Source organism: Halomonas saccharevitans, from assembly GCF_900116405.1.
Lineage (GTDB): Bacteria > Pseudomonadota > Gammaproteobacteria > Pseudomonadales > Halomonadaceae > Halomonas > Halomonas saccharevitans.
Genome location: NZ_FPAQ01000023.1, coordinates 26,142 through 48,424, shown reverse-complemented (window position 1 = coordinate 48,424; position 22,283 = coordinate 26,142). Strand labels below are relative to the sequence as shown.

At 68.4% G+C, this 22,283-nt stretch carries 19 protein-coding genes; 1 reads left to right on the top strand and 18 read right to left on the bottom strand.

Annotated elements, in window-relative coordinates; genetic code table 11:
• Nucleotides 1–100: 100 nt before the first annotated feature.
• The 8 genes from BM388_RS11570 to rho all read right to left on the bottom strand — a co-directional run bounded on the left by BM388_RS11570 (nucleotide 101) and on the right by rho (nucleotide 6,832).
• Nucleotides 101–613 carry a DUF3087 family protein gene (locus BM388_RS11570; protein ID WP_089850300.1) on the bottom strand — a complete coding sequence of 171 codons (513 nt, stop codon included), beginning with the start codon at nucleotides 611–613 and terminating at the stop codon, nucleotides 101–103.
• A 104-nt stretch (nucleotides 614–717) separates the two neighbouring features.
• Nucleotides 718–1,809 (bottom strand): 3-deoxy-7-phosphoheptulonate synthase, encoded by a 1,092-nt coding sequence (locus BM388_RS11565; protein WP_089850330.1) that lies wholly within the window; start codon nucleotides 1,807–1,809, stop codon nucleotides 718–720.
• Between the two features lie 298 nt (nucleotides 1,810–2,107).
• Nucleotides 2,108–2,257, bottom strand: coding sequence for a hypothetical protein (locus BM388_RS17865; RefSeq protein WP_175535086.1), 150 nt, complete (start codon nucleotides 2,255–2,257; stop codon nucleotides 2,108–2,110).
• 73 nt (nucleotides 2,258–2,330) lie between these two features.
• The gene (locus BM388_RS18190) at nucleotides 2,331–2,459 is read right to left on the bottom strand and encodes a hypothetical protein (protein WP_281245187.1); all 129 of its coding nucleotides are present in this window, start codon (nucleotides 2,457–2,459) and stop codon (nucleotides 2,331–2,333) included.
• A 43-nt stretch (nucleotides 2,460–2,502) separates the two neighbouring features.
• Entirely contained in the window at nucleotides 2,503–3,216 is a 714-nt protein-coding gene (folM, locus tag BM388_RS11560; protein WP_089850298.1) for a dihydromonapterin reductase, read from the bottom strand.
• Nucleotides 3,213–3,992 (bottom strand): NAD(P)H-flavin reductase, encoded by a 780-nt coding sequence (locus BM388_RS11555; protein WP_089850296.1) that lies wholly within the window; start codon nucleotides 3,990–3,992, stop codon nucleotides 3,213–3,215. Before BM388_RS11555 ends, folM begins: the two co-directional genes overlap by 4 nt.
• Nucleotides 3,989–5,485, bottom strand: coding sequence for a 4-hydroxy-3-polyprenylbenzoate decarboxylase (gene ubiD, locus BM388_RS11550; protein WP_089850293.1), 1,497 nt, complete (start codon nucleotides 5,483–5,485; stop codon nucleotides 3,989–3,991). Before ubiD ends, BM388_RS11555 begins: the two co-directional genes overlap by 4 nt.
• Nucleotides 5,486–5,572: 87 nt before the next feature.
• On the bottom strand, nucleotides 5,573–6,832 hold the full coding sequence (gene rho, locus BM388_RS11545; protein WP_089850291.1) for a transcription termination factor Rho: 1,260 nt from the start codon (nucleotides 6,830–6,832) through the stop codon (nucleotides 5,573–5,575).
• A 451-nt stretch (nucleotides 6,833–7,283) separates the two neighbouring features.
• Between rho and ppx the strand changes: the two genes are divergently transcribed.
• Nucleotides 7,284–8,822 carry an exopolyphosphatase gene (ppx, locus tag BM388_RS11540; protein ID WP_089850289.1) on the top strand — a complete coding sequence of 513 codons (1,539 nt, stop codon included), beginning with the start codon at nucleotides 7,284–7,286 and terminating at the stop codon, nucleotides 8,820–8,822.
• Here the strand turns inward: ppx and tilS are convergent.
• The 10 genes from tilS to bamA all read right to left on the bottom strand — a co-directional run bounded on the left by tilS (nucleotide 8,811) and on the right by bamA (nucleotide 22,205).
• Nucleotides 8,811–10,118, bottom strand: a complete 1,308-nt coding sequence (gene tilS / locus BM388_RS11535; protein ID WP_089850287.1) for a tRNA lysidine(34) synthetase TilS — start codon at nucleotides 10,116–10,118, stop codon at nucleotides 8,811–8,813. The genes ppx and tilS overlap by 12 nt on opposite strands.
• Nucleotides 10,119–10,125: 7 nt before the next feature.
• Nucleotides 10,126–11,079, bottom strand: a complete 954-nt coding sequence (accA, locus tag BM388_RS11530) for an acetyl-CoA carboxylase carboxyl transferase subunit alpha (protein WP_089850286.1) — start codon at nucleotides 11,077–11,079, stop codon at nucleotides 10,126–10,128.
• Between the two features lie 292 nt (nucleotides 11,080–11,371).
• On the bottom strand, nucleotides 11,372–14,878 hold the full coding sequence (gene dnaE, locus BM388_RS11525; RefSeq protein ID WP_089850284.1) for a DNA polymerase III subunit alpha: 3,507 nt from the start codon (nucleotides 14,876–14,878) through the stop codon (nucleotides 11,372–11,374).
• A gap of 190 nt (nucleotides 14,879–15,068) precedes the next feature.
• Complete coding sequence (gene rnhB / locus BM388_RS11520) at nucleotides 15,069–15,707, bottom strand: ribonuclease HII (protein WP_089850282.1); 639 nt, start codon at nucleotides 15,705–15,707, stop codon at nucleotides 15,069–15,071.
• Complete coding sequence (gene lpxB, locus BM388_RS11515; protein WP_089850280.1) at nucleotides 15,704–16,921, bottom strand: lipid-A-disaccharide synthase; 1,218 nt, start codon at nucleotides 16,919–16,921, stop codon at nucleotides 15,704–15,706. Before lpxB ends, rnhB begins: the two co-directional genes overlap by 4 nt.
• A gap of 13 nt (nucleotides 16,922–16,934) precedes the next feature.
• Nucleotides 16,935–17,702: an acyl-ACP--UDP-N-acetylglucosamine O-acyltransferase gene (gene lpxA / locus BM388_RS11510; protein ID WP_089850278.1), complete on the bottom strand. Its 768-nt coding sequence runs from the start codon at nucleotides 17,700–17,702 to the stop codon at nucleotides 16,935–16,937.
• Complete coding sequence (gene fabZ, locus BM388_RS11505; RefSeq protein WP_089850276.1) at nucleotides 17,699–18,142, bottom strand: 3-hydroxyacyl-ACP dehydratase FabZ; 444 nt, start codon at nucleotides 18,140–18,142, stop codon at nucleotides 17,699–17,701. The genes lpxA and fabZ overlap by 4 nt, the downstream gene beginning before the upstream one ends.
• Before the next feature lie 107 nt (nucleotides 18,143–18,249).
• Nucleotides 18,250–19,287, bottom strand: a complete 1,038-nt coding sequence (lpxD, locus tag BM388_RS11500; RefSeq protein ID WP_089850274.1) for a UDP-3-O-(3-hydroxymyristoyl)glucosamine N-acyltransferase — start codon at nucleotides 19,285–19,287, stop codon at nucleotides 18,250–18,252.
• A 30-nt stretch (nucleotides 19,288–19,317) separates the two neighbouring features.
• On the bottom strand, nucleotides 19,318–19,824 hold the full coding sequence (locus BM388_RS11495; RefSeq protein WP_089850271.1) for an OmpH/Skp family outer membrane protein: 507 nt from the start codon (nucleotides 19,822–19,824) through the stop codon (nucleotides 19,318–19,320).
• A gap of 29 nt (nucleotides 19,825–19,853) precedes the next feature.
• The gene (gene bamA / locus BM388_RS11490; RefSeq protein ID WP_245781532.1) at nucleotides 19,854–22,205 is read right to left on the bottom strand and encodes an outer membrane protein assembly factor BamA; all 2,352 of its coding nucleotides are present in this window, start codon (nucleotides 22,203–22,205) and stop codon (nucleotides 19,854–19,856) included.
• Nucleotides 22,206–22,283: the final 78 nt, after the last annotated feature.

Below are 22,283 nucleotides of genomic sequence, written 5' to 3'. Positions count from 1 at the left end.
CTGCTCTCCTCGTCAGGTGGGCGAGGCGCCGCGGGCGCCTTCGGGTCGACGAGTCGAGCCTAGATCGAGAAGGTGACAGGGCGATGACCCCAGCCACGCCCTAGCCCTTGCGGAAGGCACTCAGGTCCTCGAGCTCGAAGCCCTCGACGCGTTCGGAAAGCCCCCTCTCGCGGCGGGCGTGACGGACCACCTCGCGCTCGGCGAGCAGCTCGGCATCGTCGTCGAGGGTGCGCCCCTCGAGCTCGGAGAGCTGGGCCATGCCCTGGTGGTAAAAGGCCAGCACCGCCAGCGCCGCCTCGTCACCCTCGCCCATGCCGCGTCGCAGGGCCGGCAGGTAGGCGCTGACCCGCGCCAGATGGTGCTTGAGGCGCCAGACGTAGCGGATGCCGGCCATCCAGGGGCGCTGTCGCAGCACGGCAAAGACCAGGCTGGTGGCGGCCAGGCCCAGCAGCACGCCCAGGGCATTGATCCAGAGGCTGCCGCCGAAGGCCGCGACGAGCAGCTGCGAGAACAGCAGCCCGAAGACGATCAGCTGGCCGGCCATGGCCAGGCCCGTCAGGCGGGATAGGCGGCGGTAGGTGGCGGGATCATGGTGTTCGAAGCGAAACGTCATGGAGGACCTGTGCGAAGAGAGACGATGCGGCGATTATCCGCACATCGCCTCCCCGGGTACAGGCGCGGCCCTTCTTGCAATCGCCCGGGGCCGCTCAGCTTTCTTTACTCGCCCGGCGCCGCTCGCCGCAGGCGTTCCGCCGCGGTCGTCAGCAGGTGCTCGGTGGTCTCCCAGCCGATGCAGGCGTCGGTCACCGAGACGCCGTAGCGCTGGCGCCCCGGGGCGAGCGGCTGCTTGCCCTCGTGGAGGTGGCTCTCGATCATCAGGCCCACCAGCGAGGCGTCGCCGGCCTCGCGCTGACCCAGGACGTCGAGCAGCACCTCGCTCTGACGGCGGTGATCCTTGCGGGCGTTGGCATGGCTGCAGTCGACCATGATCCGCGGGGCGAGGCCGGCCGCCTCGAGGGTGCGCCGCGCCGAGCGGACATGGGCGGCCGAGTAGTTGGGCTCGCCATGGCCGCCACGCAGCACCAGGTGGGTGTGGGGGTTGCCGTCGGTCTCGCGGACCATGGGCCGGCCATCCTCGGCCATCGCGAAGTGGCGATGGGGATGCGCGGCGGACTGCATGGCATCCAGGGCGACCTGCAGCTCGCCGCCGGTACCGTTCTTGAAGCCGACCACGGCCTCCAGGCCGCTGGACACCTCGCGGTGCAGCTGCGACTCGGTGGTGCGGGCGCCGATCGCCACCCAGGCGAGCAGGTCGTCCAGGTAGGGCGCCAGCATCGGCTGCAGCAGCTCGGTGGCCACCGGCAGGCCGAGCGCGGCGATGTCGCGCATCAGCTTGCGAGAAGCGTGCAGGCCACGCGCCATGTCGCCGCTGCCGTCCAGGTCGGGGTCGTAGGCGAGCCCCTTCCAGCCCACGGTGGTGCGCGGCTTCTCGACGTAGACGCGCATCACGATCAGCAGCCGATCGGCGACCCTCGGCGCCAGCTCGGCCAGGCGGCGCGCATAGTCCAGCGCGGCCTCGGGGTCGTCAACGGAACAGGGCCCGACCACCACCAGCAGGCGGTCATCGTGACCGTCGAGAATGGCGCGGATCGCCCGACGGTGAGCCGCCACCTGCTCGGCGAGCGCGGGGGCGAGCGGAAGCGTGTGGCGCAGCTCGCCCGGGGTGGGCAGCGAGGCGGCGGGCGTCCCGGCATCGGACGTCGGGGCGGCCTGGTGCGGGGCGGGGGCCAGCGAAACGGGGGCATTCATGGTCATCAACTCCGGGTAGCGATCGTACATCGTGTCTGTCGGGAGCCACCGATCTCGCTACGGTCGGGCGTGGCAGAGTGAGCCGACCGCAGCTCGCTAAATCGCCAATAGCCGTAATAGCCCACGAAGCCCCGGGTCAGGCGAATGGCGATGGATGCGGTCATGATCTCTCTCCTTGTCTGTCGTCGATGGTGTCGAATGCCGTGAAACGCAGAACCCCCGGGCGGGGTTGCCGTCCGGGGGTTCTGGGAGGAGGCAACCCGGTGGGCGTGCCTCGTGGCGCTGTCCTTGGTGCGGCTCAGGACATGGCCACCGGCACACCGGTGCTAAACCAGTAGCCATACCAGCCCTGCAGCTCCGCCTCGCCGACCCGGGCGCCCGCGCACTCGACATCGCGACGCGGGGCGTCGTCGAGGCAGCGAAGGGTCGGGTACGGGGCGGGTGTCATGGTCATCTCCTGAGCGATATTGCCATCGTGCCGTATCGGGGCGGCCTCGGCAAGGGGCGTCGCGCGGCGGCGATCAGCCGGTCGCGAGCTGGACCCAGCCGATGGTGGCCGGCAGAGCACTCATGCCCAGCAGCACCGCCAGGCCCAGGAAGACGGCCAGCAGGCCGCTGTCATCCTTGAAGTTCTCGTCGTGTCCCGCCATGTCGTTATCCTCTTCGGGGTTGTCATCAGGGGTGTCGGCCATTCTAGCGAAGATGCCGCCCGCCATCGACTGGCAGGGTGATGCCCGTCACGAAGCGGTTGTCGAGCAGGTAGCGCAGGCTCTGATAGATCACGCCGGGGCCGGGAATCATCTCCATGGCCGACTTGGCGCGCGCCTTCTCGGCGTAGGCCTCGTCGTCGCCCTGGTTGAGCATGATCATCGCCGGGGCGATGGCGTTGACCTGGACCTTCGGCGCGAACATGGCCGCAAAGGAGAGCGTCAGGTTATCCAGCCCCGCCTTGGTGGCGGCGTAGGCGGCGTGCTTGCGAGAGCCCTTCTGCACCACGTAGTCGGTCAGGTGCACGATGTCGCGCTGGGGCTCGCTGCACGCCTCGAGCAGCTCGCGGGCGTGCAGGTTGATCAGGTAGGGCGCCAGCATGTGCACGCGAAACAGCCGCTCGAAGTTGGCGCCGGCATCGTCGCCGCTACTGTCCGGCGCCCAGTCGCTGGCGTTGTGGACGATGGCGCGCAGCGAGGAGGTCTCGGCCTTGAGCCGCTCGAGGAAATCCATGATGCCCGCCTCGCTCGAGAAGTCTGCAGGCAGGGTAACGATGCCCTGGGCGCGCAGCGCCTCGAGTTCCTCGCGCTCACGCCGATAGCTGATGATCACCGGATGGCCGTCGTCGCGCAGGCGCTCCGCGCAGTGGCGCCCCAGGCGCTGGGCCCCGCCGGTAATCAGGATCGGCGAGGCGCTCATGAACCGCCCTCTCGCACCAGGCTGCCCGCGGTGGGCACGATGGGATCGCGGGGGGCGTAGGCGAAGACGTCCGAGAAGACTCGCGAGGCCTCGAGGCCCAATGAGGCCAGCACGTCGACGCACGCATAGACCATGCCCGGGGAGCCGGAGACGTAGACGTCATGGCCGGAGACGTCCTCGAGGCCGGTCGCCAGCGCCCGATCGATGCGGTCGTGATGGGCGTGAACGTGCGCTCCTTCGATGGCCTGCTCCGGCGGGACCTCGGTCACGGCATGGAAGCGCAGGTTGGCGTGCCCTTCGGCCCACTCACGGGGCAGGCGCTCCAGGTAGAGATCGCGACGCTCGCGGGCCGCCCACCAGAGGTCGATCTCGCGGTCGGGGTCTTGGTGCAGGGCCGCCTCGGCGATTGCCTTCATCTGCGAGAAGCCGGTGCCGGCGGCGACCAGCAGCAGCGGGCGCGTGCTGTCCGGGTCCAGCACGCAATCGCCACCGGGCAGGCGCACGGTCAGCCGCTCGGCGACCTGCATCAGCTCGCGCAGCCGCGCGGAGTTGTCGCGCTCCGGCCAGTGCTGGATGTGCAGCTCGATCGTGCCATCGCCGGCGTGGGCGTTGGCGATGGAGAACGGCACCCAGATGTCCTCGGCGAGTTTGAGCTCCAGGTACTGGCCGGGGTCGTGGGCCACGGCCTCGGCGCGGCCCTCGAGCTGGACGCGGAAGACGTCCGGGGTGAGGTCCTCGACCTCGGTGACCAGGCAGGTCAGGGTCCTTGGCGTCATGAATGCCTCGTGTCGTTGTCAGGAGAAAGCGTGATGCCCAGGTCGTTCCAGCGCTCGCTGACGCGGGCCTTGACGGCCTCGTCCATGACGATGGGCGTGCCCCACTCGCGATCGGTCTCGCCGCGCCACTTGTTGGTGGCGTCCAGGCCCATCTTGGAGCCCAGGCCGGCCACGGGAGAGGCGAAATCCAGATAGTCGATGGGGGTGTTCTCCACCATCACGGTGTCCCGGGCGGGATCCATGCGGGTGGTGATGGCCCAGATCACGTCCTTCCAGTCGCGGGCGTCGACGTCGTCGTCGAGCACCACCACGAACTTGGTGTACATGAACTGGCGCAGGAAGCTCCACACGCCCATCATCACCCGCTTGGCATGCCCCGGGTACTGCTTCTTCATGGTCACCACCGCCATGCGGTAGGAGCAGCCCTCGGGCGGCAAGTAGAAGTCGACGATCTCGGGGAACTGGCGACGCAGGATCGGCACGAACACCTCGTTGAGGGCCAGCCCCAAGATCGCCGGCTCGTCGGGCGGCCGGCCGGTGTAGGTGGAGTGGTAGATGGCGTTCTCGCGCATGGTCATGCGCGTCACCGTGAACACCGGGAACTGTTCGACCTCGTTGTAGTAGCCGGTGTGGTCGCCATAGGGCCCCTCGGGCGCCCTATCGTCCGGATAGATGAAGCCCTCGAGGATGATCTCGGCGGAGGCCGGCACCTGCAGGTCGGCGTGGCCGCACTTGACGAGCTCGGTGCGCGAGCCGCGCAAGAGCCCGGCGAAGGCGTACTCGGATAGGCTGTCCGGTACCGGGGTCACGGCGCCGAGGATGGTGGCCGGATCGGCGCCCAGCGCCACCGCCACCGGGAAGGGCTCGCCGGGATGCGCCTTCTGGAACTCCTGGAAATCGAGCGCCCCGCCGCGGTGGGAGAGCCAGCGCATGATCAGCCGGTTCTTGCCGAGCTTCTGCTGGCGGTAGATGCCGAGATTCTGGCGGGTCTTCTGGGGGCCGCGGGTGATCACCAGCGGCCAGGTGACCAGCGGCGCGGCATCCCCGGGCCAGCAGTGCTGGATCGGCAGGCGATCGAGGTCGACCTCGTCGCCCTCATAGACGAGCGCCTGGACCGGGGCCCGGCGCACCGTCTTGGGCCCCATGCTCATTATCTGCTTGAAGATCGGCAGCTTGCTCCAGGCATCGCGGAAGCCCTTGGGTGGCTCCGGCTCCTTGAGGAAGGCCAGCAGCTCGCCTACCTCGCGCAGCGCGGCCACCGAGTCCTGCCCCATGCCCATGGCCACCCGCTTCGGCGTGCCGAACAGATTGCCGAGCAGCGGCATGTCGTGGCCCTTGACGTTCTCGAACAGCAGGGCCGGCCCGCCGGCCCGCAGGGTGCGATCGCAGATCTCGGTAATCTCGAGATAGGGGTCCACCTCGGCGGTGACGCGCGTGAGCTCGCCCTGCTCCTCGAGCACCGCGATGAACTCGCGAAGGTCCTGATACTTCATTAGGATATCCCGCTCCAAAACGAGGAAGGGGCAGCATAGCATGCTGCCCCTTCCCGATACCGCCTGGCCCGCTCGGTCCGAGCAACCTCAGCGGCGCTTCATGGCCTCGAAGAACTCCAGGTTGGTCTTGGTATCCTTCAGGCGGTCGATCAGGAACTCGGTGGCGGCCGTATCCTCCATGGGATTGAGCAGCTTGCGCAGGATCCACATGCGCTGCATCTCGTCCTCGGAGGCGATCAGGTCCTCGCGGCGGGTGCCGCTGCGGCGAATGTTCATCGCCGGGTAGACGCGACGCTCGGCCAGCTTGCGGTCGAGGTGGGCCTCCATGTTGCCGGTGCCCTTGAACTCCTCGAAGATCACCTCATCCATCTTGGAGCCGGTGTCGACCAGCGCTGTGGCGATGATGGTCAGGCTGCCGCCCTCCTCGATGTTACGCGCCGCGCCGAAGAAGCGCTTGGGCTTCTCCAGGGCGTGGGCGTCGACGCCGCCGGTCAGCACCTTGCCGGAGCTCGGCACCACGGTGTTGTAGGCGCGAGCCAGACGCGTGATGGAGTCGAGCAGGATCACCACGTCCTTCTTGTGCTCGACCAGGCGCTTGGCCTTCTCGATGACCATCTCGGCCACCTGCACGTGACGGGCCGGCGGCTCGTCGAAGGTCGAAGCCACCACCTCGCCGCGCACCGTGCGCGACATCTCCGTCACCTCCTCGGGGCGCTCGTCGATCAGCAGCACGATCAGGTGGCACTCGGGATTATTGCGGGTGATGGAGGTGGCGATGTTCTGCAGCATCAGGGTCTTGCCCGCCTTGGGCGGGGAGACCAGCAGGCCGCGCTGACCCTTGCCGATGGGTGCAGTGAGGTCGATGATCCGGGCGGTGAGATCCTCGGTGGAGCCGTTGCCGATCTCCATGCGCAGCCGCTCCTGAGGGAACAGCGGCGTGAGGTTCTCGAAGAGGATCTTGTGCTTGGCGTTCTCCGGCTTGTCGAAGTTGATCTCGCTGACCTTCAACAGCGCGAAGTAGCGCTCCCCCTCCTTCGGCGGACGAATCTTGCCGGAAATGGAGTCGCCCTTGCGCAGGTTGAAGCGGCGAATCTGCGACGGCGAGACATAGATGTCATCGGGGCCGGCCAGGTAGGAGCTGTCGGCGCTGCGCAGGAAGCCAAATCCGTCCTGCAGGATCTCCAGCACGCCATCACCGAAGATCGGCTCACCGCTCTTGGCATGCTTCTTGAGGATGGCGAAGATGATGTCCTGCTTGCGGGAGCGCGCCAGATTGTCGATGCCCATCTCGCGGGCAAGCTCCAGAAGCTCCGGAACTGGCTTTTGCTTGAGTTCGGTAAGATTCATCGGTGTGTTCAGAATTTGCTCGTGGAAGCCGGGCGGCAGTGCGCCGTGAGGAAAGACAGGAGGCGAGACGATGACGCCCTGTGGATGCGTTCAGAGCCCGGACAGGCTACCTCTCGTCGTGAAGCATCGAATGGCCTGGGCGGGCAGCCGCCTTGAACAGGGGTGCCGGGCCGATATCGGAAGCGAGGAAGCAGGTTCGTTTTCGCCTGATCAGCGATGTCGGGCACGGGGCCGGGATCGCAGGCTGAAGCAGTGGGCTGTCTGACGACTTGGATACTGACCGCGACGGAAACGCCGTGGAACGGTCGTGAAGCATTCGGAACAGGCGAACGCCTCGATATTAGTCAAGGGCGCCAGCAAACGCAAGCCCTGCCGCGGCGGCCATCACGGGGCAATTGACAACGCCGGACACCGCCCGCAACCTCTTTTCCATCACCCATCAGGACGCGCCATGACAGTGCCAACGGACCGGTTTTCCGCCACCGCGAGCGACCCCGCGACCGCCGCCGAGCCCCGCCGCCTTGCCGCCATCGACCTCGGCTCCAACAGCTTCCACCTGCTGGTCGCCAACTACCAGGACGACCGGCTGCAGGTGGTCGCCCGGCTGGGCGAGAAGGTGCAGCTGGCCGCCGGACTCGACGAGGACGGCGTGCTGCGCGAGGACGCCATGACCCGGGCACTGGACTGTCTGGCCCGCTTCGCCCCCTTCCTCGAGGGCATCGCCCGCCGCGACCTGCGCGTCGTCGGCACCAATGCCCTGCGCGATGCGCGCAACAGCCAGGCGCTGATCGAACGCGCCGAAGCCCTGCTGGGCCACCGCATCGAGATCATCGCCGGTCGCGAGGAGGCGCGCCTGATCTACCTGGGCGCGGCCCATGCGGTGGCCGAGGACGGCCGCCGGCTGATCGTCGACATCGGCGGCGGTTCCACGGAGTTCATCATCGGCGAGCACTTCGAACCGCTGGCCCTGGAGAGCCTGCGGATGGGCTGCGTGACCTTCACGCGGCGCTTCTTCGACGACGGCGAGATCAGCGAGAAACGCATGCGCCGCGCGGAACTGGCCGCCCTCTCGGAGCTGGCCAACATCCAGCGGCCCTACCAGCGCCTGGGCTGGAGCGACCCCGTAGGCTCCAGCGGCACCATCAAGGCCGCCGCCGCGGTGATCGCGGCGGCCGGCCAGGGACCCGAGGGGGTGATCACCCGCGACGGACTGGCGAACCTGCGCCGCCAGCTGATCAAGTGCAAGCAGCTGGACAGGGTCGACCTCCCGGGGCTCAAGGCCGACCGCTCGCGGATCTTTCCCGCGGGCATCGCGATCCTCGGCGCCATCTTCGAGGCCTTCGACCTCGAGCAGATGCGCTACGCCGACGGCGCCCTGCGCGAGGGCGTGCTCTATGACATGGTGGGCCGCCACAGCCCCGAGGATTCACGGTTCAAGACCCTGGACGGCCTGGCCCGCAACTACCGGGTGGACGCACGCCAGGCCGAGAACGTGGCCGCTACGGCCCAGGCGCTCTGCGAACAGGTCCGCGAGGCATGGGCGCTGGACGACGACGAGGTCCGTTTCCTCGACTGGGCGAGCCGGCTCCACGAGATCGGCCTGGCCATCTCCCACAGCCAGTTTCATCGCCACGGCGCCTACCTGCTGGAGCACTCCGACCTGGCCGGCTTCTCGCGCCCGGAGCAGCGGCTGCTGGCCTTCCTGGTGCGCGCCCATCGGCGCAAGTTCCCGGTCAAGGAGTGGCAGGCGCTGCCCGCGAGCGAGCAGCGCTCCCACGCGCGGCTGGCCCGCCTGCTGCGCCTGGCCGTGCTGATCAATCACTCGCGTCCCGAGCAGCCGCCCGGCGTGCCGCGACTCGACGCCGACGGCGAGGCGCTGCATCTGACGCTCGCCCCCCAGGAGGACCCGGCCCTGCTGCTCAACGATCTGGAGCAGGAGGTCGACTACCAGGCGGCCGCCGGCTTCACGCTGACGCTGTCACGCGACTGACCAGCCCTCGGCCACCAGCCGCCAGTCATCCGACGGCGCCAGGACCGCCACCGCCTCCTCGCCGTGGTGGACCACCAGCAGCCGCCCGCGCTCCCAGGGCGGCACGTCGAGTTCCTGCAGCAGCCGCTTGAGGTCGCGTCGCCCGCGACCGGCCAGGCGCAGGCGCTCGCCGCCGCCGCGCGGCGCCACTCTCAAGGAAACCGCGGCGCCGTCGTCCCGACGCAGCGTGACGTCCCATTCACCCAGCGACGTGGCGAGCGGTGTCTGCCCGTCCCATGCCACCGGACACTCCAGCAACCTCCCGCCCCGCCCGCCGTCAGACGCTACCTCCTCGACCGGGGTCAGCAGGTAGAGATGACTCCGCCAGACGCGCGCCTCGGCGCCGGGCCAGGCCACCCGAACCTCGCCGTCCGCACGGGCGTCGAGCTGATCGAGCAGCGACGCGAGGCGCCGGGCGGGCGGGGTCGCAAGGCCGAGGCATTGGCAGGCATGGCGGATCAGCAGCCGGCGACGCGGGGCGGAGAGCGCCGAGAGCCCCGCCACAGGCAATCGGGCGGGGTCGTCGCCCAGGCGCTCGAGGTCCAGTGCGGCGAGCTCGTCGAGCAGGCCATCGGCCTCGCCGGCCAGCGCCGCGCTGCGCGCGAGGCTCCGATGAGCCGCGGTCCAGCGGGTCTCGAGCAGCGGCAGCACGCGGTGGCGCAGGAAGTTGCGATCCAGGCTCTCGTCGGCGTTGGTGGGATCCTCCACCCAGGCGAGCCCGCAGCGCCTCGCCTCGGCCTCGAGCGTGGCCCGCGATGCGCCGAGCAGCGGACGCGCCAGGCGATGCCCTCGCCCGTCGCGGCCTGCCGGCATGCCGGCCAGGCCGCGCACCCCGCTGCCTCGCAGGGCGGCGAGCAGCAGGGTCTCGGCCTGATCGTCCGCGTGCTGGGCCAGCCATAGGGTCTCACCCGGCGCCAGGCGCCGGGCGAAGGCCGCATAGCGCGCCTCGCGGGCCGCCGCTTCGCAGCCCTGGCCGGCGGACGGATCGACATCGACGCGCTCGACCCACAGCGGCACGCCGAGCCGCGAGGCGAGTCGTCGGCAGTGGCGCTCGAAGTCGTCGGCGGCGGCCTGCAGGCCGTGATGGACGTGCAGCGCACGCAGCGGGCGGGGGTGGCGGCGGCAGGCGGCCGCCGCCAGGGTCAGCAGCAGCGAGGAGTCCAGGCCTCCCGACAGGGCGACCCAGACACCACGCCCCGGCGGGGTATCCGCCAGGGCGTCGTCGATCAGGGGCTGCAGCGCGCCTGTGTCGCGCATCGAGGGCCTACACCGGGGCGCCGTAGCTCATCAGGCGCTCATAGCGGCGCTCGAGCATCGTCTCCGTGTCCATTGCCTCGAGACGCTCGAGACTCGCCAGCAGCGAGGCCTTGATCCGTTCGCCGGTGGTCACCGGATGGCGGTGGGCGCCGCCCAGCGGCTCCGCGATCAGGGTATCGACCAGGCCCAGCTCCTTGAGGCGCTCGGCGGTAATGCCCATGGCCTGGGCCGCATCGGGCGCCTTCTCGGCGCTCTTCCACAGGATGGAGGCGCAGCCCTCGGGGGAGATCACCGAGTAGGTGGAGTACTGCAGCATGGCGAGCTCATCGCAGACGCCGATGGCGAGCGCCCCGCCGGAGCCGCCCTCGCCCACCACGGTGGCGAGAATCGGCGTCTTGAGCCGCGACATCACCGCTAGGTTGTAGGCGATGGCCTCGGACTGGCCGCGCTCCTCGGCGTCGATGCCGGGATAGGCGCCGGGGGTGTCGATGAAGGTGAGCACCGGCATCTTGAAGCGCTCGGCCATCTCCATCAGCCGGCACGCCTTGCGATACCCCTCGGGGCGCGGCATGCCGAAGTTGCGGCGCACCTTCTCCTTCACGTCGCGGCCCTTCTGGTGGCCAATGACCATCACCGGCTTGTCGTCCAGCCGCGCGATGCCCCCGACGATGGCGGCATCGTCGGCGAAGTGGCGATCGCCGTGGAGCTCGTCGAAGTCGGTGAAGACGTGCTCGAGATAGTCCAGGGTGTAGGGCCGCTGGGGATGCCGCGATAGCTGGGAGACCTGCCAGGGAGAGAGATCCCTGAAGATCGACTCGGTGAGCTTGCGGCTCTTCTCCTCGAGACGACCGATCTCGTCGCTGAGATTGACCTGGCTGTCGTTGCCGACCAGCCGCAGCTCCTCGATCTTGGCCTGGAGCTCGGCAATGGGCTGTTCGAAGTCGAGATAGTTCGGATTCATTGGCCAGACGCCTTGTCGTGTTTCACCGCCCCTCCCACGTGGGAAGGCGATGCCAAAAAAATAAGCGTGGCAGGCATTATCGCACCCTCAACGCAAGGCGCAAGGCAACAGCGAGCGGGTACAAGCGCGGCTCAGGGCTAACCCGGCGACAGGCTTACGTGGAGGCGCTGTAAACCCCTCCCTGGGCGCTACCTCGGCCATCCATGGTCCTCGGACCTCCACTTCAGCCTGTCCCCGGCGCCCTCGCCGGCATCATGCGGACCACAGCACGCTGCTGTCGCCCACCGCCGGTCTAGCGGTACTTCAGCCGCACGCCATCCTGACCCTGCACCTCACGCAGCCCCGTCAGCAGCTCATCGGAGGGGATGACGCGCCACTGCTCGGCAAGCTCCATCCAGCCCGTGGCCTCGGCGTTTCGATAGCGCAGCCGCACCGGCAGGCCCGCCTCGTCGCAGTAGGGCGCGAGGCTCGCGCGCAGGCTGTCGACCAGGCGGCCGTTGAGGCGACCACCGTCCAGGGAGAGCTCCACCGCCTGTCCGAAGCGGCTGCGCGCCTCGACCATGGGGGTGACCTCCTTGCCGCGCAGCCGCAGGCCGCCTGAGTAGTCGTCGCTTGAGACCTCGCCCTCGACGATCATCACCTGGTCGGCCTCGAGCCGGCCGCGCAGCTGATCGAAGAGCTCGCCGAACAGCGACGCCTCGATGCGCCCGGTGCGATCGTCCAGGGTAATGAAGGCCATGGTGTCGCCGCGCTTGGACTTCATGGTCCGCACGCCGACCACCAGCCCGGCCACCCGCTGGGGCTCCCGCGACGGCTTGAGATCGCCGATGCGGGTCGAGACGAAGCGGGCGAGTTCCAGCTCGTACTCGTCGATGGGGTGCCCGGTGAGATAGAGCCCCAGGGTGTCCTTCTCGCCGGCCAGGCGCTCCTTGTCGGTCCACTCCCGGACCTGGCGATAGTCGCCGTAGGCGTCCTGCTGCTCCTCTTCCGGCGCGGCGAAGGCCTCGCCGAACATGTCGACCATGCCGAGGTTCTGGTTGGTCTGGTTCTGGGCAGCGGCCTTGAGGGCGTCTTCCAACGCCGCGGTAAGCACCGCGCGGCTCGGCCCCAGGGTGTCCAGCGCCCCGGAGCGGATCAGCGCCTCCAGGGTGCGCTTGTTCATGCGCTTGGGATCGACCCGACGGCAGAAGTCGAAGAGATCCGCGAAGGGGCCGCCCGCCTCGCGGGCCTCGACGATGGCGCCGATCGGGCCCTCGCCGACGCCGCGGATCGCACCCAGGCCATAGACCACCCGCGCCTGCTCATCGACGGTAAACTTGTAGCCGCCGACGTTGACATCCGGCGGGGTCACCGTGAGCCCCAGGTGGCGACACTCCTCGATCAGCGGCACCACCTTGTCGAGGTTGTCCATCTCGGTGGACATCACCGCGGCCATGAAGGGCCCGGGATAGTGCGCCTTGAGCCAGGCGGTCTGGTAGGAGACCAGCGCATAGGCCGCCGAGTGCGACTTGTTGAAGCCGTAACCGGCGAACTTCTCCACCAGGTCGAAGATGTTGCCGGCGAGATCCTTATCGATGCCGTTGGTCGCGCAGCCCTCCATGAAGCCCGCGCGCTGCTTGGCCATCTCCTCGGGCTTCTTCTTGCCCATGGCGCGACGCAGCATGTCGGCCTGGCCCAGGCTGTAGCCGGCCATCACCTGGGCGATCTGCATCACCTGCTCCTGGTAGAGGATGATGCCGTAGGTGGGGCCGAGCACCGGCTTCAGGAGCTCATGCTGGTAGTCCGGGTGCGGATACGAGATCTCCGCCCGGCCGTGCTTGCGGTTGATGAAGTCGTCGACCATGCCCGACTGCAGCGGGCCGGGGCGGAACAGCGCCACCAGGGCGATCATGTCCTCCAGCGAATCGGGCAGCAGGCGCTTGATCAGCTCCTTCATGCCGCGGGATTCGAGCTGGAAGACCGCCGTGGTCTCGGCCTTCTTGAGCATCTCGAAGGTCGGGGCGTCGTCCAGCGGGATGGTGTCGATGTCCAGTGCGCCCTGCCCCTCGACGGCGCGCACCTTGTCGACCATCTCCAGCGCCCAGTCGATGATGGTCAGGGTGCGCAGGCCCAGGAAGTCGAACTTGACCAGGCCCGCGTCCTCGATGTCGTTCTTGTCGAACTGCACCACCAGGCCGTTGCCCTCCTCGTCGCACAGCAGCGGCGAGAAGTCGGTGAGTTTGGTCGGCGCGATCACCACGCCCCCGGCGTGCTTGCCGGTGCCCCGGGTGATGCCCTCGAGCTTCTTCGCCATCTCCCAGATCTCGGCGGCCTCCTCGTCGGCCTCGAGGTACTCCTTGAGGGCAGGCTCCGTCTCGATGGCCTTGGCCAGCGTCATGCCGACCTCGAAGGGGATCAGCTTGGAGAGCTTGTCGCCGAGCGAGTAGGGCTTGCCCTGGGCGCGCGCCACGTCGCGCACCACCGCCTTGGCGGCCATGGTGCCGAAGGTGACGATCTGCGAGACGGCATCGCGGCCGTAGCGATCGGCCACGTAGTCGATGACCCGATCGCGCTTCTCCATGCAGAAGTCGACGTCGAAGTCGGGCATCGAGACCCGCTCGGGGTTCAGGAAGCGCTCGAACAGCAGATCGTAGCCGATGGGATCGAGGTCGGTGATCTTCTGCGCATAGGCCACCAGCGAGCCGGCACCGGAACCGCGCCCCGGGCCCACAGGGACGTCGTTGTCCTTGGCCCACTGGATGAAGTCCATCACGATCAGGAAATAGCCGGGAAAGCCCATCTGGATGATGATGTTGAGCTCGAAGTCGAGGCGCTCGCGGTAGCGGGCGTCGATCTCGGCGTACTCCTGGCCGTCCCTCGGGTAGCGCTCGGCCGGAAAGAGGAAGTCCAGGCGCTCGGTCAGGCCGTCGTGGGAGATCTTGCGGAAGAACTCGTCTTGGGTCAGCCCCTCGGGGATCTCGAACTCGGGCAGGAAGATCTCGCCCAGGCGCACGTCGACGTTGCAGCGCGCGGCGATCATGCCGCTGTTCTCGATGGCCTCGGGGATATCGGCGAAGAGCTCGGCCATCTCCTCGGGGCTCTTGAGGTACTGCTCCTCGGTGTAGCGCCGCTCGCGGCGCTTGTCGTCCAGCGCCTTGCCCTCGCCGATGGCCACACGGGTCTCGTGAGCCCAGAAGTCCTCGCGCTCGAGGAAGCGCACGTCGTTGGTGGCCACCACCGGGGTGCCGGTCTCGATGGCAAGCTCCACCGAGAGGTGTACGCAGTCTTCTTCCAGGGCGCGGCCGGTGCGGGTCAGCTCCAGGTAGAAGCGCCCGGGGAAGGCGGCGTTCCACGCCTCGAGCAGCTCACGCGCCTCGTCGGTATGGTCGCTCAGCAGATGGCGCCCGATCTCCCCTTCCCGGCCGCCGGAGAGCGCGATCAGCCCCGCGCTCTGCTCCAGCACCCAGGCCTTGTCGAGCAGCGCCTGGCCCTGGCGCTGGCCGTGCATCCAGCCCCGGGAGATCAGTTCGGTGAGGTTGCGATAGCCGGTGTCGTCCATGGCCAGCAGGGTCAGGCGATAGGGGTGCGCCTCGTCGTGGGGATTGGCCAGCCACAGGTCACTGCCGATGATCGGCTTGAGCCCGGCGCCCTGGGCGCCCGTGTAGAACTTGACCAGACCGAAGAGGTTGGCCTCGTCGGTCAGCGTCACGGCCGGCAGGTCCTGGGCCACGGCGGCCTTGATCAGAGGCTTGAGACGCACCAGGCCGTCGACCAGGGAGAATTCGCTGTGCACGCGGAGATGTACGAAGGGTGCGGTCATGACGGACTCGTTACTTGGCAGTGAAGGGGCGACAAGAGAGCTCAGTATGGCAGCCAAACGCTGCCGGGCAGCGGGGGACCGGCCGGAGAGGAGGTCTTTTGCCATGGATGGCAAAAGTAGCGCCCATGGAGGGGGTCACAGCGCCTCCTCGCAGGCCGATCCGCCGGTGTCCTCGTTGCAGCTCTGTGATTCACAGCAGCGCCAGCTGGCGCTTGACCGGGCCGAAGGAGCGGCGGTGCTCGGGCAGCGCGCCCAGGCGCTTGAGGGCGGCCAGGTGCTCGCGGGTCGGATAGCCCTTGTGGCGGGCGAAGCCGTAGTCGGGATGCCGGGCATCGAGGGCCACCATGCCGGCGTCGCGCTCGACCTTGGCCAGTATCGAGGCGGCGGCGATGGCCGGATGACGGGCATCGCCCTTGACCACGGCCTGGCCGGGGACATGATGCCCGGGCAGGCGATTACCGTCCACCAGCAGGTATTCGGCCCCCGGCGCCAGGGCATCGATGGCGCGACGCATGGCGAGATGAGTCGCATGAAAGACGTTCATCGCATCGACCTCGGCGGCGCTGGCCTCGGCCACGGCGAAGGAAAGCGCGCGGCTGCGGATCTCACGGTCCAGCGCCTCGCGCCGCCGCGCCGTGAGCGCCTTGGAGTCATTCAGCCCCTCGATGGGCCGCGCGGGATCGAGGATCACCGCCGCGGCGACCACCGGACCGATCAGCGGGCCGCGGCCCACCTCGTCGACCCCGGCCAGCCGGTCGCCGGCGTAGTCGATCACCAGCGGCGGCAGCGCCTTGTCTTTCACGACCTGGCCTTTCTGACGCGCGGTCATCGCTCACCCTCGACGATCGCGGCCTCGCCCGCCTCGGGGGCCACGCTCGCCGGTAGGGCGCGCCCCTCCACCAGCGCCTCGATGGCCTCGCTGGCGCGTCGGCTGGCGTCGCGCTGAAGTGCCGCATGCATCGAAGCGAAGCGCGCCTCCAGGGCCTTGCGTGCCGGCTCGTCGTCGAACATCTCGGCAAGCTGGGCGGCAATGGCTTCCGGGCTCGCCGCGTCCTGAATCAGCTCCGGCACTAGGGTCTCGCGGGCGATCAGGTTGGGCAGCGAGATCCACTCGGTGTTGACCAGCCGCTTGGCCAGCCAGTGGGTCGCCGGCGCCATCTTGTAGGCCACCAGCATCGCCCGATGGCAGAGCATCGCCTCCAGCGCCGCGGTGCCGGAGGCCAGCAGTACGGCGTCGGAAGCCACCATGGCCTCCCGCGACCGGCCGTCGATCAGGGTGACGCGCCCCGCGAGAGACGGGCGCGTCGCCAGCAGCGTCTCGAGCTCGCTGTGCCGCGCCGGCGTGGCGGCCGGGATCACCACCGAGAGCGCCGGGCGCTCCCGGCACAGGCGTTCGACGGCCGCGAGGAAGGTCTCGCCGAGAAAGCGGATTTCGTTGGCGCGCGAACCCGGCAGCACCGCCAGCAGCGCCCCGCCCTCCTCCGGCGCCGGCAGCCCAAGGGCCGTCCGTGCGCCCTGCCGGTCATTTTCCAGGGGCAGCTCGTCGGCCAGCGGATGGCCGACGAAGGCCACGGGCACCCGGTGGCGCAGGTAGAAGGCCGCCTCGAAGGGCAGGAAGGTGAGCATGGCGTCCACGGACCTGGCGATGCCCTTGACGCGCCCCTGGCGCCAGGCCCAGACGGAAGGACTGACGTAGTGGGCGGTGGTGATACCGGCCTCGCGCAGCTGTCGCTCGAGGCCCAGATTGAAGTCCGGGGCGTCGATACCGACCATGATGTCCGGCCGCCAGGCCAGCGCGTCGCGCTTCAGCGCACGGCGCACCCGCACCAGCCCCGGCAGGTGCTTGAGCACCTCCACGAGGCCCATCACCGAAAGCGTCTCCAGGGGATAGCGGGATTCGATGCCCTCCGCGATCATCCGCGGGCCGCCGATGCCGCGAAACTCGACGCCGGGATGACGCGCCCTAAGCGCGCGCATCAGGCCGGCGCCGAGGATGTCGCCGGAGAGCTCGCCGGCGACGAGATAGACGCGACGCACCGTCATGTTCGCGCCTCCCTCAGCGGATGATGCCGCGGGTCGAGGCCTCGATGGAGGCGGCGAAGATCTCGGTCTCGGGCAGCGCGAAACGCGCGCGGATCTGCTCCAGCGCCTGGTCGGTGGTCAGTCCCTGGCGATAGACCAGCTTGTAGGCCTCGCTCAGCCCGCGGATGGCCTCCTTGGAGAAGCCACGACGCTTGAGCCCGACCAGATTGAGGCCGTGGACCTGGGCCGGGTTGCCGTTGATCATCACGTAGGCCGGGGTGTCCTTGGTGATGATCGATCCGCCGCCGGCCATGGCGTGGTCGCCGAAGTGGCAGAACTGATGGACCGCCGAGAGGCCGCCGAGGATGACGGAGTCGCCGAGCTTCACGTGACCGGCCAGGGTCACCTGGTTGGCGAAGATGCCGTCGTTGCCGATCACGCAGTCATGGCCGACGTGGACGTAGGCCATGAAGAGGTTGCGCGAGCCGACGACGGTCTCGCCGCGATCCTGGACGGTGCCGCGGTGCAGGGTGACGCCCTCGCGGATGACGTTGTCGTCCCCCATCACCAGGCGGGTAGGCTCGCCGGCGTACTTCTTGTCCTGGCAATCCTCACCTACCGAGGCGAACTGGAAGATGCGGGTGCGCGCGCCCAGCACGGTGGGCCCCTTGATCACGACATGAGGGCCGATGCGGCTGCCGGGCCCGATCTCGACATCGGCCCCGATCACCGTGAAGGGGCCTACCTCGACATCATCGGCCAGGCGCGCCGCGGGATCGATGAGGGCGGTGGGGTGTATCAAGCGACCTTCCTCTCGGCACAGGTGATGTCGGCCTCGCAGGCCAGCTCGCCGTCCACGGTGGCGCGGCAGGCGAACTTCCAGATGCCGCGCTTGGTGCGCTCGACCCGGGCCTCGAGCACCAGCTGGTCGCCGGGCATCACCGGGCGCTTGAAGCGCACGTTGTCGCTGGCGACGAGGTAGTAGACGTAGCCGTCGGCGGGCAGCTTGTTGACGGTCTTGAAGCCGAGGATGCCGCAGGCCTGGGCCAGGGCCTCGACCACCAGCACGCCGGGCATGATCGGGTGGTGCGGGAAGTGGCCGTTGAAGAAGGGCTCATTGATGCTGACATTCTTGTAGGCAACGATGGATTCTCCCAGCGTGAGCTCCGTGACCCGATCCACCAGCAGGAAAGGATAGCGGTGGGGCAGATACTCACGGATCTCGTTGATGTCCATTACCATCGTAGCAACCTCTGAAATGACAGGATGCCCTTCCCGGGGAGGGGCACGGCCGGCGCTCGGGCGCCGGCGAAGACAGGCGGAGGATTATACCGCCCTGTGGTCGGGCCTCAACCGCTGCGACCGACCTTCTCGAGACGCGACAGACGACGCGCGATGTCGTCGAGCTGCTTGAAGCGCACCGCGTTGCGACGCCACTGGGCGTTGTCCATGGCGCCGGTGCCCGAGGAGTAGATGCCGGGCTCGAGGAGCGAATTGGTCACCAGGCTCATGCCGGTGACCTGCACGCCGTCGGCGATGGTCAGGTGGCCGGAGAGCCCCACGCCGCCGCCCAGCATGCAGTGCTTGCCCACCCGGGTGGAGCCGGCGATGCCCACGCAGCCGGCCAGGGCGCTGTGGTCGCCGATCTGCACGTTGTGGGCGATCTGCACCTGGCTGTCGATCTTCACGTCGTCGCCGATCACGGTGTCGCCGAGTGCCCCGCGGTCGATGCTCGAGCAGCTGCCGATCTCGACGTCGTCGCCCAGTATCACCCCGCCCAGCTGGGCGATCTTGTGCCAGCGCCCGCCGTCGTGGGCGAAGCCGAAGCCGTCGCCGCCGATCACGCAGCCGCTGTGGAGGATGGCACGCTGGCCGATCACCACCCCGTGGCAGACCGTGACGTTGGCGTGCAGGCGCGAGCCTTCGCCGATGCGCGAATCCGCGCCCACCACGCAGCCGGCACCGATCACGACGTCGTCGCCCAACTCGACCCCTTCCTCGATCACCGCCTGAGGACCGATGGCCACGTTCTCGCCCAGGCGAACGTCATCGGCGACCACTGCCGTGGGATGAGTGCCGGACGGCGTCCGCCCGACCAGGGGATCGAAGAGGCGCGAGAGTTCTGCATAGCCGAGGTAAGGGTTATCCAGCTCCAGGCTCGCCACCGGGCAGGCCTCGCCGTGAGCAGGTGCCAGCAGCACCGCGGCGGCACGCGTCTCGGGCAGGTCCTTGAGGTAGGCACGGTTGGCGAGGAAGGCCACCTGATCCGGCGTGGCGTCGCGTAGCGTGGCCAGGCCGCTCACCCGCCGCTCGCCGTCGCCCTTGAGGCGGGCTCCCAGGCGCGTGGCGATCTCTGCCAGTGTGAGGGTTCGGGCGTCTTGATTCATGGAAACTCACTATCGTATGGGGACGGCCGGCTAGTAGAGGGCGTTGAGGCGTTCGGTGACCTCGCCGGTCAGGTCCTGCAGGTCCTGCTCGGCGTGCAGCACGCCGTTGGGATCCACCAGCACCGCGACGCCATGGCGCTCGATGACCTGCCGGACCGCCTGATCCAGCCTGGGCTCGGCCTCCTGGAGGAAGCCCTGCTCGGCCTCGCGGCGCGCCTGGGCGATCTCACGGCGCAGCGTCTCGAAGCGCTGCCCCTTGCGCTGAAACGCTTGGAGGGTAGTACGCCGCTCGGTTTCGGTCATGCTCTCGCCCGAGGCCTGCAGGCGCTGCTGCATCTGCTGGAGCTCCTCGCCCAGGGCCTTCGCCTCCTGCTGCCGGTCGGCGAGACGATTGCTCAGCGCGGTCATGGTGCGCTCGGCGGCATCGGTCTCCATCAGCGCGGCGCGCCAGTCGAGCACGGCCACCTCATCGGCCTGGGCCGACGCGGTGGTGGCGACCAGCAGGCCGAGGCAGAGGGCGGCGGGGAGCGTGCGCATGCGGCGAGATTCCTCGGAACGGGGCCGGATCAGAACGTCTGACCCAGCGAGAACTGGAAGAACTGGGTATCGTCCCCGTCCTTTTCGTTGAGCGGCTCGGCGACGCTGAAGGTCAGCGGCCCCACCGGCGTCAACCAGGAGAGCCCGAGGCCGGCGCTGTAGCGCAGCTCGCCCAGATCCACGCCGGACTCGCAGCGCTGGCGACCGGCTTCTTCATCGCGCACCGGATAGCAGTCGGTGAGGAAGGTGTTACCGGCGTCCAGGAACAGCGAGGCCTGCAGCGAGCGCTGATCCTCGACGAAGGGCACCGGGAAGAGCACCTCGGCGCTACCCTCGACCAGGACGTTGCCGCCCAGGGTGCGATCCTCACCGCTGGTGCCTTCCGGTGGCGTGGTGGGCGTGCCCAGGGTATTGCCGGTAAAACCGCGCACCGACCCGAGGCCGCCGGAGAAGAAGTTCTCATAGAACGGATAGGGATCGTTGCCGACGGTGTCGGCGTAGCCCAGCTCGCCGCTGAACTTCAGCCCCCAGGTCTGCTCCTCGTTGAACGGGAAGATCTGGCGGGCCCGGGCGCGCAGCTTGTAGTACTCGGCATCGCTGCCCGGCACCGCGGACTCCAGCGACAGACGCTGGTAGCTGCCGGCGGTCGGCATGATGCCGCGGTTGAGGTTGTTGCGGGTCCAGCTGGCCGAGAGCTTCAGGCTCTGTGCGTCGCCGCCCTGATCTTCGACGTAGCGCTGGACCTCAGAGGAGGTGTCGCGGTAGGTCTTGATCGACAGATCCTCGACGCTGGCACCGAAGTTCAGGCGAGTCAGCTCGTTGATCGGATAGCCGAAGTTGATCCCGCCACCGAAGGAGTCGGTGGAGTAGGTCGAGATGTCGGAATCCTCGTAATCGGTCTCGCGGTAGAAGAGGTTGTAGCCGCGGGAGATGCCGTCGAGAGTCCAGTAGGGATCGGTGAAGCCGAAATTCAGGCTGGTATAGGTGTCGCTGCGCTGGGCGCCGATGTTGACGCGGTTACCGGTGCCCAGGAAGTTGTTCTGGGAGAGCGAGGCGCCGTAGATCACCCCGGCGCTCTGGGAGAAGCCGATGCTCGCCGAGATCGAGCCCGAGGGCTGCTCTTCCACCGTGTAGGTGACGTCGAGCTTGTCGGGCTGGCCGGCCACGGGCCGCGTCTCGACGTCGACCTGCTTGAAGAAGCCCAGGCGCTCCAGGCGCTGCTTCGAGCGGCTGATCGACTCGGTGGAGGCCGGCGCGCCCTCCATCTGGATCATTTCCCGGCGCAGCACCTCGTCCTGGGTGGTGGTGTTGCCGGTGAACTCGATGCGACGCACGTAGGCGCGCTCGCCGGGCTCGACACGGAAGATCAGATCCACGGTGTCGCCGGCGGCGGCGACCTCGGGGATGCCATCGACGTTGGCGAAGGCGAAGCCCTCGGCGCCGAGTCGCGAGCGCAGGGCCTCCGTGGAGGCGGTGACGTCGCTGCGCGAGAAGATCTCGCCGCTCTCGACCTCGAGCAGTTCCCGGGCCTCGCGCTCGGCGATGCGCAGGTCACCGGAGAAGCGGATGTCGCCGAGGCGGTATTGGCGCCCCTCGTCGACGTTGACGGTGACGAAGATCTTCGACTTGTCGGGGCTGATCGAGACCTGGGAGGACTCGATGGCGAAGTTCACGTAGCCGCGATCCAGGTAGAAGGAGCGCAGCCGCTCGAGATCGCCGGCCAGGGCCTCGCGGGAGTACTCGTCGCTGGAGAACCAGCCGAAGAACCAGCCCGGGGAGTCCTCGAGCTCGAAGAGCTCTCGCAGGCGCTCGTCGTCGAAGTCGCGGTTGCCGACGATGTTGATCTGGCGAATCTTGGCGACCGCGCCCTCATCGATATCGATGTTGACCTGGACCTGCCCCTCGCCCACCTCCTCGACGGAGGTGTCGATACGGGCGCTGTAGCGCCCCTGGGACTGGTAGACACCCTCCAGCTCGCGCTGGATCTCCTCGAGGGTCGAGAGCTGCAGGACCTGCCCCTCGTCGAGGCCGGCCTGCTTGAGGCCATCGCGCAGGTCCTCATCGGGAATCTGGCTGTTGCCCTCGATATTGAGACGCGCCAGCGTCGGCCGCTCGACCACCTGAATGATCAGCACATCGCCCTCGCGGGCCAGGCTCACGTCCTCGAAGAGGCCGGTGGCGAAGAGCTCGCGAGCCGCCTCGGCCAGTTCGCGCTCGTCGACCCGGTCGCGGGCACTGACGGGGAAGGCGTTGAACACGGAGGCGGGAGAGACCCGCTGCAGTCCTTCCACCCTGATGTCGGATACGTCAAAGGGATCCGCCAGTGCCGCCTGGGCACCGGCAAGCAGCAGCGCCGCCAGTCCGATGGTCTTGATTTTCATGCAATCGATTCGCTCGCGTTGGTCTGCCGTCCGGTCCAGACAGGCACCTTATACATTTGTCATGGCCACTGACAAGCC

What these genes read in the sequence shown, in the direction of transcription:
- BM388_RS11555 (WP_089850296.1), bottom strand. Translation starts at nt 3,992, where the DNA reads ATGACGCCAAGGACCCTGACCTGCCTGGTCACCGAGGTCGAGGACCTC.
- BM388_RS18190 (WP_281245187.1), bottom strand. Translation starts at nt 2,459, where the DNA reads ATGGCGGGACACGACGAGAACTTCAAGGATGACAGCGGCCTGCTGGCC.
- ppx (WP_089850289.1), top strand. Translation starts at nt 7,284, where the DNA reads ATGACAGTGCCAACGGACCGGTTTTCCGCCACCGCGAGCGACCCCGCG.
- ubiD (WP_089850293.1), bottom strand. Translation starts at nt 5,485, where the DNA reads ATGAAGTATCAGGACCTTCGCGAGTTCATCGCGGTGCTCGAGGAGCAG.
- folM (WP_089850298.1), bottom strand. Translation starts at nt 3,216, where the DNA reads ATGAGCGCCTCGCCGATCCTGATTACCGGCGGGGCCCAGCGCCTGGGG.
- fabZ (WP_089850276.1), bottom strand. Translation starts at nt 18,142, where the DNA reads ATGGTAATGGACATCAACGAGATCCGTGAGTATCTGCCCCACCGCTAT.
- lpxD (WP_089850274.1), bottom strand. Translation starts at nt 19,287, where the DNA reads ATGAATCAAGACGCCCGAACCCTCACACTGGCAGAGATCGCCACGCGC.
- dnaE (WP_089850284.1), bottom strand. Translation starts at nt 14,878, where the DNA reads ATGACCGCACCCTTCGTACATCTCCGCGTGCACAGCGAATTCTCCCTG.
- lpxB (WP_089850280.1), bottom strand. Translation starts at nt 16,921, where the DNA reads ATGACGGTGCGTCGCGTCTATCTCGTCGCCGGCGAGCTCTCCGGCGAC.
- accA (WP_089850286.1), bottom strand. Translation starts at nt 11,079, where the DNA reads ATGAATCCGAACTATCTCGACTTCGAACAGCCCATTGCCGAGCTCCAG.
- rho (WP_089850291.1), bottom strand. Translation starts at nt 6,832, where the DNA reads ATGAATCTTACCGAACTCAAGCAAAAGCCAGTTCCGGAGCTTCTGGAG.
- bamA (WP_245781532.1), bottom strand. Translation starts at nt 22,205, where the DNA reads ATGAAAATCAAGACCATCGGACTGGCGGCGCTGCTGCTTGCCGGTGCC.
- BM388_RS11495 (WP_089850271.1), bottom strand. Translation starts at nt 19,824, where the DNA reads ATGCGCACGCTCCCCGCCGCCCTCTGCCTCGGCCTGCTGGTCGCCACC.
- rnhB (WP_089850282.1), bottom strand. Translation starts at nt 15,707, where the DNA reads ATGACCGCGCGTCAGAAAGGCCAGGTCGTGAAAGACAAGGCGCTGCCG.
- BM388_RS17865 (WP_175535086.1), bottom strand. Translation starts at nt 2,257, where the DNA reads ATGACACCCGCCCCGTACCCGACCCTTCGCTGCCTCGACGACGCCCCG.
- BM388_RS11565 (WP_089850330.1), bottom strand. Translation starts at nt 1,809, where the DNA reads ATGAATGCCCCCGTTTCGCTGGCCCCCGCCCCGCACCAGGCCGCCCCG.
- tilS (WP_089850287.1), bottom strand. Translation starts at nt 10,118, where the DNA reads ATGCGCGACACAGGCGCGCTGCAGCCCCTGATCGACGACGCCCTGGCG.
- BM388_RS11570 (WP_089850300.1), bottom strand. Translation starts at nt 613, where the DNA reads ATGACGTTTCGCTTCGAACACCATGATCCCGCCACCTACCGCCGCCTA.